The sequence below is a fragment of the Arenibaculum pallidiluteum genome (assembly GCF_017355985.1).
In the GTDB taxonomy this organism is placed as follows: Bacteria; Pseudomonadota; Alphaproteobacteria; order Azospirillales; family Azospirillaceae; genus Arenibaculum; species Arenibaculum pallidiluteum.
Genome location: NZ_JAFIQU010000003.1, coordinates 450,018 through 465,622 on the forward strand (window position 1 = coordinate 450,018; position 15,605 = coordinate 465,622).

General features: G+C 70.2%; 13 protein-coding genes. 9 read left to right on the forward strand and 4 right to left on the reverse strand.

The genetic code is table 11. The features are described from left to right. The first annotated feature begins 5 nt into the window (after nt 1-5). The 6 genes from JUB13_RS09280 (at nt 6) to JUB13_RS09305 (ending at nt 6,395) form a co-directional block, all read left to right on the forward strand. The gene (locus JUB13_RS09280) at nt 6-1,004 is read left to right on the forward strand and encodes an ABC transporter ATP-binding protein (protein WP_207478509.1); all 999 of its coding nucleotides are present in this window, start codon (nt 6-8) and stop codon (nt 1,002-1,004) included. Next, complete coding sequence (locus JUB13_RS09285) at nt 1,001-1,993, forward strand: ABC transporter ATP-binding protein (protein ID WP_207478510.1); 993 nt, start codon at nt 1,001-1,003, stop codon at nt 1,991-1,993. The genes JUB13_RS09280 and JUB13_RS09285 overlap by 4 nt, the downstream gene beginning before the upstream one ends. Beyond that, nucleotides 1,993-2,925, forward strand: coding sequence for an ABC transporter permease (locus JUB13_RS09290; protein WP_207478511.1), 933 nt, complete (start codon nt 1,993-1,995; stop codon nt 2,923-2,925). The genes JUB13_RS09285 and JUB13_RS09290 overlap by 1 nt, the downstream gene beginning before the upstream one ends. A gap of 3 nt (nt 2,926-2,928) precedes the next feature. Further along, nucleotides 2,929-3,783 (forward strand): ABC transporter permease, encoded by an 855-nt coding sequence (locus tag JUB13_RS09295; RefSeq protein ID WP_207478512.1) that lies wholly within the window; start codon nt 2,929-2,931, stop codon nt 3,781-3,783. Between the two features lie 43 nt (nt 3,784-3,826). After that, nucleotides 3,827-5,296, forward strand: a complete 1,470-nt coding sequence (locus JUB13_RS09300; protein WP_207478513.1) for an alkaline phosphatase family protein — start codon at nt 3,827-3,829, stop codon at nt 5,294-5,296. 118 nt (nt 5,297-5,414) lie between these two features. Next, a complete protein-coding gene (locus JUB13_RS09305) occupies nt 5,415-6,395 on the forward strand; it encodes an aldo/keto reductase (RefSeq protein ID WP_207478514.1) in 981 nt (326 codons plus the stop codon). Nucleotides 6,396-6,452: 57 nt separating this feature from the next. Here JUB13_RS09305 and JUB13_RS09310 read toward each other — a convergent pair whose 3' ends face one another. The 3 genes from JUB13_RS09310 to parE all read right to left on the reverse strand — a co-directional run bounded on the left by JUB13_RS09310 (nt 6,453) and on the right by parE (nt 12,155). Then, a complete protein-coding gene (locus tag JUB13_RS09310; RefSeq protein ID WP_207478515.1) occupies nt 6,453-6,941 on the reverse strand; it encodes a hypothetical protein in 489 nt (162 codons plus the stop codon). 176 nt (nt 6,942-7,117) lie between these two features. Further along, nucleotides 7,118-9,709 carry a cation:proton antiporter gene (locus JUB13_RS09315; RefSeq protein ID WP_207478516.1) on the reverse strand — a complete coding sequence of 864 codons (2,592 nt, stop codon included), beginning with the start codon at nt 9,707-9,709 and terminating at the stop codon, nt 7,118-7,120. Between the two features lie 454 nt (nt 9,710-10,163). Beyond that, nucleotides 10,164-12,155, reverse strand: coding sequence for a DNA topoisomerase IV subunit B (gene parE, locus JUB13_RS09320; RefSeq protein ID WP_207478517.1), 1,992 nt, complete (start codon nt 12,153-12,155; stop codon nt 10,164-10,166). 103 nt (nt 12,156-12,258) lie between these two features. Here parE and JUB13_RS09325 point away from each other — a divergent pair, with 103 nt between their 5' ends. Both JUB13_RS09325 and JUB13_RS09330 read left to right on the forward strand, forming a co-directional pair. Next, a complete protein-coding gene (locus JUB13_RS09325; protein ID WP_207478518.1) occupies nt 12,259-12,648 on the forward strand; it encodes an acyl-CoA thioesterase in 390 nt (129 codons plus the stop codon). Between the two features lie 96 nt (nt 12,649-12,744). Then, a complete protein-coding gene (locus JUB13_RS09330; RefSeq protein ID WP_207478519.1) occupies nt 12,745-13,239 on the forward strand; it encodes a hypothetical protein in 495 nt (164 codons plus the stop codon). 6 nt (nt 13,240-13,245) lie between these two features. Here the strand turns inward: JUB13_RS09330 and JUB13_RS09335 are convergent, their stop codons facing one another. After that, on the reverse strand, nt 13,246-13,614 hold the full coding sequence (locus JUB13_RS09335; RefSeq protein WP_207478520.1) for a YbaN family protein: 369 nt from the start codon (nt 13,612-13,614) through the stop codon (nt 13,246-13,248). A gap of 264 nt (nt 13,615-13,878) precedes the next feature. Between JUB13_RS09335 and JUB13_RS09340 the strand changes: the two genes are divergently transcribed. After that, nucleotides 13,879-15,594, forward strand: coding sequence for a type I secretion system permease/ATPase (locus JUB13_RS09340; protein WP_207478521.1), 1,716 nt, complete (start codon nt 13,879-13,881; stop codon nt 15,592-15,594). Nucleotides 15,595-15,605: the final 11 nt, after the last annotated feature.

A 15,605-nucleotide genomic window follows, 5' to 3' on the forward strand; every position in this document is an offset into this window, starting at 1 on the left:
GCATCATGCACCGGAACCAGGAAGCACCCCTCGTCGAGATCCGTGGCCTGACGGTCGATTTCGACGGCGTCCGGGCCCTTCACGGGATTGACCTCGCGATCGCGCGGGGCGAGGCCGTGGGCATCGTCGGGGAATCCGGCTGCGGCAAGTCGGTGACATGGCTGGCGGCACTTGGCCTCCTGCCGGCGAGGGCAAGGGTGAGCGGAAGCGTCCGGCTCCAGGGGCGCGAGCTCCTTGGCGTGCCGCCGGCGGTGCTGGACGAGGTCCGCGGCCGGCGCATCGCAATGATCTTTCAGGACCCCGCCAGCGCGCTGAATCCGGTGATCCGGCTGGGCAGGCAGGTCGGCGAGGCGCTGGCGCTTCATCGGGGCCTCGGCGGCGCCGCCATCCGGGCTGAGGCGCGGCGGCTGTTCGAACTCGTCGGCATTCCCGATGCCTCGCGGCGGCTCGACGCCTACCCGCACGAGCTCTCGGGCGGCCAGAACCAGCGCGTGATGATCGCAATGGCGCTGGCCGGCAATCCCGACCTCCTGGTCGCGGACGAGCCCACCACGGCACTGGATGCCACGATCCAGGCGCAGATCCTGGACCTCCTCACCCTGGTCCGGCGCGAGACCGGCATGGCGCTGGTGCTGATCAGCCATGATCTCGGCGTGATCGCCGAGACGAGCGACAGGGTATGCGTGATGTATGCCGGGCGCATGGTCGAGGCGGGGCCGGCCGAAGCCGTCTTCGACGAGCCGCTCCATCCCTATGCCCAGGGGCTGCTGGCGGCGCTGCCCCCGCTGGACGGGCCGCGGCGCAGGCTCGACCCCATCCCGGGGACGGTGCCGCCCCCGGGCAACCTTCCGCCGGGCTGCTCCTTCGCCCCTCGATGCCCCCGCCGCGTTCCGGCCTGCGATCACGTGGTCCCCGCGCTTTCGGAGAAGGTGCCGGGCTGGGCGGCGGCCTGCATCCGCGCGCATGGACCTGCCATGGCGGATCGGCGGGCGGTCGGCGCATGACGGCGCCGCTGCTCGAAGCGGACGCGCTGGTCCGCCTGTATTCCACGCGCCGCGGGCTCTTCGGCCGTCCGACGACGGTGCAGGCCGTGGACGGCGTGTCGCTCGCCATAGAGAAGGGTCGAACGCTCGGCCTCGTCGGGGAGTCGGGCTCGGGCAAGTCGACGACCGGGCGCCTCGTGCTCGGCCTCGAACGACCCGACGGAGGGCGGGTGCGCTATCGCGGCGTCGACCTACCCGCGCCGGGCAGCCGCGACTGGCGGCGCCTTCGCGCCCGCATGCAGATGGTCTTCCAGGACCCGCTCGGCGCCCTCGACCGCAGGCTGCCGATCGCATTGCAGGTGCGCGAGCCTTTGGACGTCCATGGCGTCGGTTCCGCCAGCGAGCGCGCGGCGCGCACGGCGGAGTTGCTCGCGGCGGTCGGCCTCGGGGTCCATCAGGGGCAGCGCTATCCGCACGAGCTCTCGGGCGGGCAGCGCCAGCGCGCCGTGATCGCGCGGGCCCTCGCGACCGGACCGGACCTTCTGGTCTGCGACGAGCCCGTCTCGGCGCTCGACGTGTCGATCCAGGCTCAGGTCGTGAACCTGCTCGTCGACCTGCAGGCGCAGTTCGGCCTGGGCATGCTGTTCATCAGCCACGATCTAAAGGTCGTCCGCCAGGTCAGCCACCGGGTCGCGGTCATGTATCTCGGCCGCATCGTCGAGGAGGGAGAGGCAGACGCCGTCTTCGCGGCGCCGGCGCATCCCTACACCGCGGCGCTGGTCTCGGCCTCTCCGCACCCGGCCCGCCGGGGACGGCCGCGCATCATCCTGGCGGGGGACCCGCCCAACCCGGCGGCGCGACCCGCAGGCTGCGCCTTTCATCCCCGCTGCCCGGTGGCGGCTTCGGTCTGCCGGGTCGAGAGCCCGGCGCTGCTGCCCCTGCCGGGCGGGCGCCATGTCGCGTGCCACCTGGCACAGGACGGGGCACAACCTCTGAGGGCGGCGGTCTGATGCTGCGCTTCCTGCTCCTGCGCTCGGGACGGGCGCTGCTCACCGTTGCGCTGGTCGTGACCTTCGCCTTCGTGGTGCTGCGCCTCTCCGGCGATCCCGCGCTCCTGATCATGAGCGTCGACGCCCCGCCGGAGGCGATCGCGGCCTTCCGCAGGGCTTGGGGCCTCGACGATCCCATCTGGCAGCAGTACCTGCGCTACTTCGGCGCCATCGCCCAGGGCGAGCTCGGCCAGTCCATGCGCGACGGGCGCCCGGCGATCGAACTCGTCGCCGAGCGAATCCCCGCGACCCTCGCCCTGACCCTTCCGGCCCTCCTGATCAAGCTGGGCCTCGGAATTCCCGCCGGGATCTACGCGGCGCTGCACAGGGACAGCGCCGTCGACCGGCTGGTGATGGTCGCGGCTGTGGCGGGGTTCACGGTGCCGAGCTTCGTCCTCGGACTCGTTCTCGTGCTGGTCTTCTCGGTGCAACTCGGCTGGCTGCCATCGGGCGGGCAGGACGGATGGCTCCACGCCGTGCTTCCGACGATGACTTTGGGCATCGGCGGGGCCGCCGTGCTGGCACGGTTCACCCGCAGCGCGATGCTGGAGGTCCTCGGCCAGCCCTACATGCGAACGGCCAGCGCCAAGGGGCTTCCTTGGCGCCGGGCCGTGCTGAGCCATGCTCTGCCGAACGCCGCGATCCCGACCGTGACGATCGTGGGCTTCATGGTCGGCAGCCTGATCGCGGGAGCGGTGGTCGTCGAGAGCGTCTTCTCCTGGCCCGGCGTGGGCCGCCTCCTGGTCGTCGCCGTCTCCAATAGGGACCTCGCTGTCGTGCAGTGCATCCTGCTTCTCGTGGCGGTCACGATGGTGACCGCGAACTTCGTGGTGGATCTCATGTACGGGCTGCTCGACCCGCGCCTAAGGTCCGGCGCCAAGGGAGGACACTGAGCCATGGCCGAACTCGCGGCAGCGGCCGGGGGCAGCGCTCCCACGCGGCGACGCATCCCGCCGCTCGTCTGGTTCGGGATCGGCTGGATCCTGCTGATGCTGGCAACCGCGCTCCTCGCCGACGTCGCGGCGCCCTACCGCTTCACCGCCTACGACTTGCGCAACCGCCTGGCTATGCCGGGCGATCCGCTGCATCCGCTGGGGACGGACGAGCTCGGCCGGGACGTGCTGTCGCGCCTGATCGTTTCGATCAGGATCTCCCTGATGATCGCCTTCGGCGCCACGGTCATATCTGCCGCGCTGGGGACGCTGATGGGGTTCCTCGCCGCGCATTTTCGCGGCATCGTGGAGCAGGTCGTGCTCATGCTCGCGGACTTCCAGGCGGCCATGCCGTTCCTCGTGCTGGCCCTGGCGGTGCTGGCGTTCTTCGGGAACTCGCTTCCGCTCTTCGTCTGCCTCATGGGGCTCTACGGCTGGGAGCGCTATGCGCGGATCGCTCGCGGCCTCGCGATTGCCGCGGGGGCGCAGAGCTATGCAGGCGCGGTGCGCCAGATCGGCGCCGGCCCGGCCAGGGTCTATCTCCGGCACATCCTGCCGAACATCGCCTCGACCCTGATCGTCTCCATGACCCTCACCTTCCCGGAGGTGATCCTGCTGGAGAGCGGGCTGTCCTTCCTGGGGCTAGGCGTGCAGCCGCCCATGACGAGCCTCGGCAACATGGTGGGCTACGGACGGGAGTACATAACGCGCGCGCCGTGGATCATGCTGGCTCCGGCGACGGTCATCGTGCTGACGACACTGGCCGTCAGCCTCGTGGGCGACTGGCTGCGGGACCGGCTTGACCCGACGCTCCGCTGAGGGCGGAGCCCTTCCGACACGCCTCACCAGAAAGGGGATTGCCATGACTGCGCCCACGCGGGCGGACCACGTCGTGATCTGCGTCTTCGACGGGTTGAGGCCCGACATGCTGACTCCGGAGCTCACGCCCAACCTCTCGCGCTTCGCACGGCAGGGCAGGTGGTTCCGGGAGGCGCGGTCGGTCTTTCCGTCCATGACGCGGGTCGCCACGACCTCCATCGCGACCGGCGCGCCGCCGGCCGTCCATGGTATCGTCGGCAACGCGTTCCTGTTCCCCCAGGCAGCCGTCGGTCACGTGCTGGATACCAGCCGCGCCGCCGACATCGCCCTTGCCGAATCCGCGACCGGCGGCCGCTTCGTGACGGCAGAGACCTTCGGCGACCGCCTTGCTGCCGAGGGCCGCCGTCTTGCGGTGGTGCATACGGGATCGGCGGGCTCGGCCCATCTCATCAATCCCAGGGCGCGCGCCAACGGTCACTGGACCTTCTCGATCCTCGGCCGCGACCACACGCCGACGCCGGAGGCGGTCGAGGAGGTGACGGCGCGGTTCGGCCCGCCGCCGGCGCGCGCGCTGCCGCGCTTCGACGAGATCACATACGCGACCGAGGTCTTCGTCGGGCACGTCCTCGGCACGATGCGCCCTGACGCGGCGCTGATCTGGTTCAACGAGCCCGACACTTCCTACCACTACAAGTTCCTGGGCGCGCCCGAGACCCTGGCCGTGCTGGGGCACGTCGATGCGGCGTTCGGCCGTATCCTGGACTGGATCGACAGCCGTCCCGACGCCGAGCGCTGGGCGGTGATCGCCGCCTCGGACCACGGGCAGATCTCCAGCCGCGGCGAGGTCCCGATCGTCGAGCGCCTGCGCGAGGCCGGGCACCCGGCCTTTGCCGCCAGCGCGCGCACGCTGGCCGGCGCGGCGATCTCGGTGACCGGCGGGAACATGGGCGAGATCCGCGTACTCGACGGCGATGCGGGCCGGCGCGACCGGATCGCCGCCTGGCTCGCCGAGCAGTCCTTCACGGGCATGATCTTCTCGCCGGCACGGAACGAGGTTGAAGGTCAGGCACCCGGCAGCTTCGCGCTGTCGCTGGTCGGGCTGGACCACGCCCGGCAGCCCGACCTCGTCTACGTCCTGCGTTCGTCCGAGGAGCCGGACCCGTTCGGGCTGCCGGGCCTGGGCCTTATCACCGGGGGCGTTCCCGTCGGGGGCGGCATGCATGGCGGCCTGAACCGGCTCGAGCTGAACACCGTGCTGATCTGCCGTGCCGGCGACCTGACGGACGGGCGTGTCAGCAGCGCGCCCGCGGGCATCATCGACATCGCGCCGACGGTGCTGGATCTGCTCGGCGTCCCGCCGGCCGCAAGCATGCGGGGCAGGAGCCTCGTGCGCGGCCATGGAGCCGGCCGGGTCACGACCTTCGAGACCGGGACCGCCGCGTTCCGCCAGAAGCTGGTTCGCGCCGAGATTGGCTCCCTCTCCGTCACCCTGCAGGGCGGCGCCGTCGCCTGAATGCAGCCAGCCCCGCTGGGGCGGAAGCCAGCCCCGAAGGGGAAGGTGGTCCCGATTTATCTTTGCGACCGCACGCCTTTGGTGCCCAGTATTCGCGGCGCGAACCAGGAGGAGCCGCATGGAATACGTGAAGCTCGGCCGCACCGGCCTCGATGTGTCGCGGATCTGCCTCGGCTGCATGAGCTACGGGGATCCCGGCCGCGGCAACCATGCCTGGACGCTGCCGGAGGAGGAGAGCAGGCCCTTCATCCGCAAGGCCCTGGAGCTCGGCATCAACTTCTTCGACACCGCCAACGTCTATTCTGCGGGGACGAGCGAGGAGATCGTCGGGCGGGCGCTTCGCGACTTCGCGAACCGTGACGAGATCGTCATTGCCACCAAGGTGCACGGCCGGATGCGCCCGGGCCCCAATGGCGCCGGCCTGTCGCGCAAGGCGATCCTGGGCGAGATCGACGCCAGCCTGCGCCGCCTCGGGACGGACTACGTGGACCTCTACCAGATCCACCGCTTCGATCCGGAGACGCCCATCGCGGAGACGCTGGAGGCGCTGAACGACGTCGTGCGCGCCGGCAAGGCCCGCTACACCGGTGCGTCGTCCATGTATTCCTGGCAGTTCGCCAAGGCCCTGGCGATCTCGGAGCGGAACGGCTGGGCGCGCTTCGCGACCATGCAGAACCACCTGAACCTCCTCTACCGCGAGGAGGAGCGCGAGATGCTGCCGCTATGCCGGGAAGAGGGAATCGGCGTCATTCCATGGAGCCCTCTGGCCCGCGGCCGGCTCACGCGCGACTGGGCCGAGACCAGCGCCCGGTCGGAGACGGACCAGTACATGAGGACGCTCTACGCCGCCACGGAGGAGGCGGACCGCCAGGTCGTCGAGGCGGTGGCGGCAATTGCGGCGGCGCGCGGGGTTCCGCGGGCCCAGGTGGCGATGGCTTGGTTGCTGCAGAAGCCGGGGGTGACGGCCCCGATCGTCGGCGCCACGAAGCTGCATCACCTGGATGATGCCGTCGCAGCTCTGGGCGTCCGCTTGACGGCGGAAGAGATCGCCGCGCTGGAGGCGCCCTACGTGCCGCACGCCGTCGCGGGCTTCGCCTGAATCACTCGGGGCGGAAGGGCCCGGGCGCGATCCCGAGGCGGGCCCTTCCGGGCCTCGTCAGCGGCGGACCTGACGCAGGCGGACGTCCTCGAACCGTCCGCGGCCGCGGGTGAAGATCGCGTTCATTTCGGACTCGGTGACGAGCCAGCCCTTGGGTCGACCGGGCAGCGTCGCGAGATCGTCGCCATCCTCGTCCTCGTCGTAACCCACCAGCGCCGCGTCGGCGGCCGCGGTGGCACGACGCGAGCGGGGCTTCTCGGCGGCCGCGGGGGACTTGCGGGCCGCGCGCTCCGGCGCCGGCTCGCGGGATGGCTGGGCCGGGGCGGGGGAAATGCTGCAGGCCGGGGCGGTCTCCTTGACCGGTGCCACGGCCTCGGGATTGGTGGGACGGCGGAAGCCCATGCCCGGGGGAACCAGATTCAGCGCGCGGATACGACTGATCACCTCGGAAGCCCGAAGGCCGAGGTTACGCGAGATCGCCGTGGTGCTCTCCCCGGTGGTGTACATCCGGGTGATTTCGGCATCGAGGGTCTGGGCGTCGTGCATGACTTCGTCCTTACCGCGTAGGGGGTCGGGCGGATCCCGTCTCGGCGGAACCCGATGGCCGCCTCGGCGACCGCGCACTCCGTTTATGACCCGGTTAAGGTTAACGTTCGGCTAATCGGAACCAGGACCGAGAGCCCTGCATGCAGGGAAAAAGGGGTGCCGCCGTCCCTTTGCGCTCAGCCGGCGGCCTTGGCGCCGGGCGTTGGGGGCCTGCGGGAGGCGAGCGCCGCCTCGCCGGCCGCGTGGTCGGCCGTGTTGCGGGCCCGAACCGCGGCCTCGAAGCGGGCCCGCAGCGCCGGATTGACGCGAAGGAAGCGGCGCAGGTCCGCGGCCCGCAGAACGAGGAGCCGGCAATAGCCGAGCGCCCGCACGTCCGCGCTGCGCGGCTTTCCGCTCATCAGGGCCATCTCGCCGAAGAAGTCGCCACGGCCCAGCCGCACGGCGCGGCCGGGGAGCAGCACCTCGACCGCGCCGGAGGAGATGAAGTAGGCGCTGTCGCCCCTGTCGCCCTTGCGGATGATCGTCTCGCCGGGCACGGCGAAGCGCGCGACGAAGAGCCGGCCGACATTGTCGAGGTCCGCGTCGTCCAGGCCGTCGAACATCTCGAAGCGGCGGACGAGGTCGGGGGTGTCGAGCCCCAGGTCGAGACTGGGGCGGGCCGCTTCGCGGTCCTCGGCGGCCTGGAGCTCGCGCAGCAGGTCGCCGTGAAGCTCCGGTCCGATCAGGTGCTCGTCGCGCAGCGTGTCGTACTCGTACCGCTCCAGCCGCATTCCGGTCTGATTGAGGATGCGGTGCTCCAGCGCATCCGCATACTCGGGATACTGGAGGCGCAGGGCGTCGAGCGCCTTGCCGGTGGCGTCGATGCGCCCCCGGACGACTTCGGCCAGCAGGTCCGCGACGCGGCGTCCCAGCAGCGGCGCGAGCTTGCGGTCCGTGAAGGTGCCGAGCTGGCGCAGCACCATGCGCGACACCATCAGCGTCTCGAAACGGTCGGCGAGCCGACCGATCAACGGCCGGTCGATGCGGAAGCGCCGGTGCAGCAGGTGCGCTGCGCGGAAGTCCGGTCCGAACGCGACCATGCGCCGTGCCGCGCGCAGGTATCCGAGGCGGCCGCCGCTGCGCGCTGCCTCGACGATGCGGCCGACCATCAGAAGGAGGCGCTCGGCGATGTGGGGCGATACGGTTCCCTGACGCCGGTGATCGAGGACGAGCTCACGCTCACGGTTCGCCAGCGCGACGAGGCCGATGGCGACACGGTCGCGGTCGGTGATCGCATCGTCCATGTCCGCCCGGCGGGACGCTTCCGCCATGCGGGCCTCGTAGGGCCCCGTGGCGTCGCGAAGGACCTTGGGGCCGATCTCGTGCTCGCGCGCGGCCTCGCGCAGTGCATCCCTGACATTGCCCAGGGACAGCGCCAAAACTTGCTGGCGCAGCGCCGCGTCGACCGGAGATAGCCGGTCGAGCCCGAGCAGGCGGATCAGCGGGCGCAGCGTCAGCCCGTTCACGAAAAGCGTGGACAGGACGTAGCCGGTTGCCACGACCGCGACGAACTGCTTGATGCCCGCTTCGATCCCGCGGTTCTCGGTGACCGCCAGCGCCAGGGCCAGCGTCAGGGCGCCGCGCAGCCCGCCCCACAGGATGACCAGCTTGTAGGCAGCGTTGACGGGTTCGGCCAGCCGGACCCAGCTCAGCATCGGCAGGAGCCCGAAGAGAACCGTCGCGCGCGCGGCCAGCGTGGCGGCGACCAGCGCCAGAAGCGGCAACACGTCCGAGCGCTCGACATCCATCAGGATGCGCGGGACCAGGATTGCCGCAAGCAGGAAGACGAGCGAACCCGCCCAGAACGCGATCTGCTCCCACATCTCCTCGAGGAAGCGCCAGTTGTCCGGCGAGATGCGGGTACGGCCCAGAGCGGCCATCACCAGGCCGGCGGCGACCGCGGCGACCACCCCCGAGACTTCGAGATACTGTTCGCCGAATATGAAGACGACGTAGGGCAGGGCGACGGTCAAGGTGATCTGGGCGGTCCGCAGGTCGCGCATCAGCGGCATCGCGGCAAGCACGAGGCGGCCGGCGATGATTCCGGTCGCCATGCCGCCGACGAAGGCGTGCAGGAACGACGCGATCCCCGCCGCGAGGTCGGGCGGGCGGCCGGAGACGAGGAGCCCGAGGAGGATCCCGAAGATCGCGATCGCAGCCGCGTCGTTCAGCAGGCTCTCGCCTTCCACGAGGCGTGTGAGGCGCTCCGGCGCGCCGAGGTCACGGAAGATCGCGACGACCGCGCTGGGATCGGTGGTCGCGACGATGGAGCCAAGCAGCAGGCAGGCGACCAGCGGCAGACCGGTCAGCGGCGCCAGCGCGAACCCGACGAAGGCCGTGGTGATGACCACGGCCACCACGGCGAGCAGGAGGATGGGAGCCGCGTCCTCCGCCATGCGGCGCACGTCGAGCCCCATGGCGGCCTGGAAGAGCAGCGGCGGCAGGAAGACATAGATGAAGACGCCCGAGTTGATGGGCAGGCCGAGGACCAGCTCGGCGATGTCGTTGAAGGCGTCCGTCAGGTTGCTGTGCAGCAGGAAGCCAAGCACCAGCGCCACGCAGACGCCGACGAATGCGAGCAGGATGCTATGGGGCAGGCGGAGGCGCAGGGCGACGGGCTGGATGAGCCCGACGAGGCACAGAAGCACCGCCAGCGCCAGGAGGATCGAGGGAAGGTTCATGGAGTTCCGGAGGAGCGGCCGGGGCTGGTCGGCCGGACGCTGCACCATGTCGCCCCACCGCGTGGGGGTCAATGCCGGGACATGTCATTCCTGGCCCGGTATGACCTGGACGATGCCCTGGACCTTGGCGCCCGCAGCGGCCATACTCATCGCAGTGCCAACCAACTGAAAGGAGGTGATCCGATGTCTCATGGAGCCAGGCCGGTTGCCATCGTCGTCGGTCTCGCCGCTCTTCTGAGCGCCGGGGTTGCCAGCGCCTGTCCGGGTCACGCGACCCATTCGGCAAGCGCCACGACGAACGAATCCGTCGCGTCACCTCAGCCGGGCACGACCAATCCGAGCGGGGCGCGCGGCTGATCTCCGGCCGCACCATGCGCGAAAGGGCCGCCCGGCAGGGCGGCCCTTTTTGCTTTCGGAGGTCCTGGAGAGAGCTGAGCTTCGCGGTCGACCCGCTTCCGCCATCGTGCCACGGTCCGCGCCGGCTCGCTCGCCGGCGAGCGAACTAGACGTCGATGTCCTCGTCGCGCACGAAGCGAGCGCGCTCCTGGATGAACTGGAACCGCAGCTCTGGCCGACGTCCCATCAGACTCTCGACAAGCGACAGCGTTTCCTTGTGTTCGGGCTCCTGCACGGGATCGTGCGGGTCCGGGACCACCACGCGCAGCAGGGTTCGGTTGCCGGGATCCATGGTGGTCTCCTTGAGCTGCGCCGGCTGCATCTCGCCCAGGCCCTTGAAGCGGCTGATCTCAGGCTTCTTGCCCTTGAACATGGTCGCCATCAGCTCGTCCTTGTGCCGGTCGTCTCTGGCGTAGACCGACTTTCCGCCATGGCTCAGGCGGTACAGGGGCGGCAGCGCCAGGTAGAGATGGCCGTTCTGGATCAGGCCCGGCATCTCCCGGTAGAAGAAGGTCATCAGAAGCGAGGCGATGTGGGCGCCGTCCACGTCCGCGTCCGTCATGATGATCACGCGCTCGTAGCGCAGCCTGTCCACCGAGAACTCCTTGCCGATGCCGCAGCCAAGCGCCTGCGACAGGTCGGAGAGCTCCTGGTTGGCACGCATCTTCTCGTTGGTGGCGCTGGCGACGTTCAGGATCTTGCCGCGCAGGGGCAGGATGGCCTGGGTCTCCCGGTTCCTGGCCTGCTTGGCGGAGCCACCCGCGCTGTCGCCCTCCACCAGGAAGATCTCGGTTCCCTCGGGCGTGTTGCGCGCGCAATCGGCGAGCTTTCCGGGCAGCCGGAGCTTGCGCGTCGCAGTCTTGCGCGAGGTCTCCTTGGCCTGGCGGCGGCGCAGCCGCTCCTCGGCCTTCTCGATGAGCCGGTCGAGCAGGACCTGGCTGGCCTGGGGCTGGCCCGACAGCCAGTGGTCGAAATGGTCCTTCATGGCCTGGTCGACCAGGCGCGCCGCCTCGGCGGTGGCGAGCTTCTCCTTTGTCTGGCCCTGGAACTGCGGGTCCCTGATGAACACGGAAAGCAGGATCGTGGCGCCGCCGACCACGTCGTCCGCGGTGACCTGGTCCATGCCCTTGCGCTTGGTCAGCTCCGCGAAGCCCTTGAGGCCCCGCAGCAGGGCCGCGCGCAGGCCCATCTCGTGGCTGCCGCCCTGAGGCGTCGGGATCGTGTTGCAGTAGGAGTGGACGAAGCCCTCGTCGTCATCGGGCCACCCGATGGCCCACTCGACGCGACCCTGGTCGCCCGGGAACACCGCCTCGCCGGCGAAGGCGGTCGGCGTGACCGTCTCGCGGTCCTTCAGCGCCGCCGTCAGGTAGTCCTGCAGGCCGCCGGGAAAGCGCAGCGTCTCGCTCTGCGGCGTCGCGGCTTCCGGGCCCAGCAGTTCGGCCGCGCAGCTCCACCGGATCTCGACGCCCTTGTGGAGGTAGGCCTTGGAGCGCGCCATGCGGTAGAGGCGCTCGGGACGGAACGTCGCCCCCTCGCCGAAGATGGTGGCATCCGGGTGGAAGCGGACGGTGGTGCCGCGGCGGTTGGGCACCGCGCCCAGCGAGACCAGTGGGCCCAGCGGCGTGCCGCGGCTGTAGCTCTGCGTCCAGAGCTGGCGGTCGCGCGCCACCTCGACCACGAGTCGGTCCGACAGGGCGTTCACAACGGACAGGCCGACGCCGTGCAGACCGCCCGAGGTCGCGTAGTTCTTGCCGGAGAATTTTCCGCCGGAATGGAGCGTGGTCATGATGACCTCGAGCGCCGACTTTCCGGGGAAGCGCGGATGCTCGTCGATGGGAATGCCGCGCCCATTGTCCCGCACCACGACGCTGCCGTCGGCGGCGAGTTCCAGGTCGATGCGCGTGGCGTGGCCCTCGACGGCCTCGTCCATCGCGTTGTCCAGGATCTCGGCGACGAGATGGTGCAGCGCCCGTTCGTCGGTGCCCCCGATATACATGCCGGGCCGGCGCCGGACGGGCTCCAGACCCTCGAGGACCTCGATGTCTCCGGCGGTATAGCTTTCGCGCTCGCGGGCGGTGTTCTGGAACAGGTCGCTCATGGCCGTATCGGTGGTATTCAGTCGAGGCGGTGGCAAGGCATCGGGCGAAGGGCTGTGTCCCGGCGCCATATGCATCCCCAAAATATAGTATCGGAGACCCTTTATGACATCTCCTTTTCCTCATTCCGGCGCGGGTCCCGCGTTGCGCAGCATCGCAATGCCGGCCGACACGAACCCCAACGGGGACATCTTCGGTGGCTGGCTGCTCTCGCAGATGGACCTGGCCGGCGGCTGGGTCGCCATGGAGCGCGCGCAGGGACGCGTCGCCACCGTGGGGATCGAGGCCATGAAGTTCCACGCTCCCGTCCTGGTGGGCGACGAGGTGAGCTGCTACTGCACGATCGAGCGGGTCGGCCGCACCTCGATCACGATACGCGTCGACAGTTGGATCCGGCGCCGGACGCTCGCAGAACCGATCCGAGTGACCGAGGGAATTTTCACCTATGTGGCGATCGGCGAGGATCGGCGGCCGCGCCCGGTGCCCGAGGCGTGATCGCGGGGATGGTCGGCCGCCGGCCCCGCTGAGGGGCTAACACGGCTGCGGCGCGGGACGCGCGGCCACCCCGGCGGTTCACATGGAGGACCGCACATGCAGAGGTTTCCGGCCATGCGTGCCCTCATTCTTGCCTCAGCCATCCTGCCGTCGGCGCTCCTTCTCGGCGGCCTCCCAGCCATCCCGGCTGCGGCCCAGCAGGACTGCGCCCGGAGGGTGGAGGAGCTGGCGACCCGCAACGACCTGGACGCGGGCGTGCCGGTCGCGCGCGGCGACGAGACCGGCGAGGAGCTCACGGACAAGCTCGCCCAGTCGGGAGGCGTGATCGCGCCGCCGCTGGGCACCGGCGGATCGACGCCGACGATCACGCCGCCGCCCGCGGGTCCCAACTCCATGCCTACAGCGCCGGCCATCGAGCCGCAGGCAGGCGCGCAGGGCGGCACCGTCTCGCCGGAGCCACGCGCCTCGGTCCGGTTGCAGGCGGAGGCGATGCTCTCCTCGGCCCGCATCGCGGCACAGCGCGGCGACGAGGCCGAGTGCCGCCGCCAGCTCGAGCAGGCCACGGCGCTGCTTTCGGGCCGGAGCGGCTGACCAGCGTCAGCCCGGCGGCGCTCCCGGCCGTGTCACGATGTAGGCCGTTACCGCGCTGATCACGGCGCCGTGGACGACCGGCAGCGTCCAGTCGCCGGCCACGAACATGATCACGATCACGAGGCTCGACCACATTCCGAACACGGCCAGCAGCTTGGCCTTGGGCGGGATCACGCGATGGCGCTCCCAGTTCCGTATGGGCGGGCCCAGCACCCTGTGCTCATGGAGCCAGCGGTGGAACCGTTCCGAGCTCCGCGAGAACGCCCAGGCCGCAAGGATCGCGAAGGGCGCCGTGGGCAGCACCGGCAGGAAGATGCCGATGACACCCAGGACAACCATGGCCCAGCCAAAGCCGATCAGAAGCCAGCGGGTCATCGGGATCCCGCCAGCGCGGAACACTGCGTGAGGCCGGGGCCGCACGCGGCGGGCGGCGGCGGACCCGTGCGCGCATTCCTCATCGTCCGGCCGGGCGGCATCGAAACTCCGTGTCCAGTCATATCCGTGTGGCGAGGATAGCCCGCCGCGCGACGTGAGAAACCTGTGACACCGCCGCCACAGCGCGCAAGGTTAAGACCGCGTTTACCGTGAAGGCGTCGGTATTGGGCCATTCCGCTGTGGGTGGAAACAGGTAGAGGAACCATGTCGACCCAATTCCAGACGCGCCCGAAGCGCGCAGTGCCAGTCCCGGGTCTCAGGACCTTCCGTACCGCTCTGATCGCCGGCATCTCGTTCAGCGCCGCGATCAACATCCTGATGCTCGCCCTGCCGCTGTACTCGCTGCAGGTCTTCACGCGGGCGATCCCCACGGGGAACTACGACACACTTGTGATGATCACCGTCGTGACGGTGCTCGCGCTGACCATGGCCTCCGCGCTGGAGGCTCTGCGAACCAAGCTGTTCGCGCGTGCCGGCACCTATCTCGACGTCGCGTTCCGGCCGCGCCTGCTGGCCGAGCACGCGGAGGGAGGTCAGCGCAGCCGGGCTGCCCAGCCGCTGCTGAACGACCTTTCGGAGCTTCGCGCCTTCCTGGGGCGACCCCAGTTCCAGGGCCTTCTGGACCTGCCGTGGTTCCCGCTCTATGCCGTCGCGATCTTCGTGATCCACCCGCTGCTCGGCGCCGTGCTGGCCGTCGGCACGCTGGCGCTGGTCGCGCTGGCCGTGATCAGCGAGATGCTGACGGCGCGCTGGAACGAGGGCGCCCGCCAGGTCGGCAGCCGCGGGCAGCGCTTGGCCGAGAGCCTGTCCGCCCAAGGCGAGACGGTGCGCGCGCTCCGCGTCCAGGAAGCGCTGCTCGACCGCTGGTCCGAGGCCGCCCTGGCCGCCAACGCCCAGAGCGGCGTCGCGGCCGACCGGGTCGCCGTACTCGGGACCATTACGCGCTGGGTTCGCTACATGGTGCAGATCGGCGCCTACGGCGTGGCCGCCACGCTGGTCATGGAGCATCATCTGTCCTTCGGGGCCATGATCGCCACCTCCATGCTGATCGGCAAGGCGATGACCCCCATCGACCAGATCACGGGCGGCTGGGGCCCCATGCTGCGGTCCATCGGCGCCTGGCGCCGTGTGGTTCCGGCCCTCCGCCTCCTGTCCGGCCACGAGCGCAGCCGCGCCGGCGTGGACATCAGGGGCCGTATCGTCGTCGACAATGCCCTGGTCCTCGCCGGACGCGAGCAGAAGCCCGTGTTGCGCAACGTCTCCTTCGAGCTGCAGCCGGGCGAACTGCTGTGCGTCTTCGGCCCGAACCGCAGCGGGAAGTCCACGCTGGGCAAGCTGCTGACGGGCTCGCTGCGCCCCTATGCCGGCGCGGTGCGGATCGACGGGATCGATGCCGCGGATATTCGTCCGGCGGACCCCCTGCGCGGCATCGCCTATGTCTCCGAGCAGGCGGACCTGCTGCCCGGCACGATCGCCGAGAACATCGCCCGCTACATCGACGTCGACCGCGCCGAAATCGAGCGGACCGCCAGCGAGTTCGGCCTGCACGAGGTGATCCGGGCCCTGCCGCAGGGCTACGACACCGACGTCCTGGAGGCACGCACGAACGGCCAGCTCTCCGGTGGCACCGAGCGGCTGATCGCGCTTGCCCGCGCAGGCTTCGGCGATCCGCGCATCGTGGTGCTCGACGAGGCCGTCACCAACCTCGACATGCCGGGACACGAGGCCGTGCGCCGCTTCCTGGCCCGATGCCGGCAGCGTGGCGCGACCGTCGTGGTGCTGTCTCACCAGAGCACTTTCCTCGAGGTCGCGGACAAGGTGCTGGTCCTGAAGGACGGAACCGTCGCCGCCTACGGGCCGCGCGACCAGGTCGTCCGCCCACAGCCCCGGCGCGCCGCCGTTGCAGCTGGCGCAGAGTAGGAAGGAACCCC

What these genes read in the sequence shown, in the direction of transcription:
- JUB13_RS09310 (WP_207478515.1), bottom strand. Translation starts at nt 6,941, where the DNA reads ATGCACGACGCCCAGACCCTCGATGCCGAAATCACCCGGATGTACACC.
- JUB13_RS09300 (WP_207478513.1), top strand. Translation starts at nt 3,827, where the DNA reads ATGACTGCGCCCACGCGGGCGGACCACGTCGTGATCTGCGTCTTCGAC.
- JUB13_RS09295 (WP_207478512.1), top strand. Translation starts at nt 2,929, where the DNA reads ATGGCCGAACTCGCGGCAGCGGCCGGGGGCAGCGCTCCCACGCGGCGA.
- JUB13_RS09290 (WP_207478511.1), top strand. Translation starts at nt 1,993, where the DNA reads ATGCTGCGCTTCCTGCTCCTGCGCTCGGGACGGGCGCTGCTCACCGTT.
- JUB13_RS09330 (WP_207478519.1), top strand. Translation starts at nt 12,745, where the DNA reads ATGCAGAGGTTTCCGGCCATGCGTGCCCTCATTCTTGCCTCAGCCATC.
- JUB13_RS09285 (WP_207478510.1), top strand. Translation starts at nt 1,001, where the DNA reads ATGACGGCGCCGCTGCTCGAAGCGGACGCGCTGGTCCGCCTGTATTCC.
- JUB13_RS09325 (WP_207478518.1), top strand. Translation starts at nt 12,259, where the DNA reads ATGACATCTCCTTTTCCTCATTCCGGCGCGGGTCCCGCGTTGCGCAGC.
- JUB13_RS09280 (WP_207478509.1), top strand. Translation starts at nt 6, where the DNA reads ATGCACCGGAACCAGGAAGCACCCCTCGTCGAGATCCGTGGCCTGACG.
- JUB13_RS09340 (WP_207478521.1), top strand. Translation starts at nt 13,879, where the DNA reads ATGTCGACCCAATTCCAGACGCGCCCGAAGCGCGCAGTGCCAGTCCCG.
- JUB13_RS09315 (WP_207478516.1), bottom strand. Translation starts at nt 9,709, where the DNA reads ATGGTGCAGCGTCCGGCCGACCAGCCCCGGCCGCTCCTCCGGAACTCC.
- JUB13_RS09305 (WP_207478514.1), top strand. Translation starts at nt 5,415, where the DNA reads ATGGAATACGTGAAGCTCGGCCGCACCGGCCTCGATGTGTCGCGGATC.
- parE (WP_207478517.1), bottom strand. Translation starts at nt 12,155, where the DNA reads ATGAGCGACCTGTTCCAGAACACCGCCCGCGAGCGCGAAAGCTATACC.
- JUB13_RS09335 (WP_207478520.1), bottom strand. Translation starts at nt 13,614, where the DNA reads ATGACCCGCTGGCTTCTGATCGGCTTTGGCTGGGCCATGGTTGTCCTG.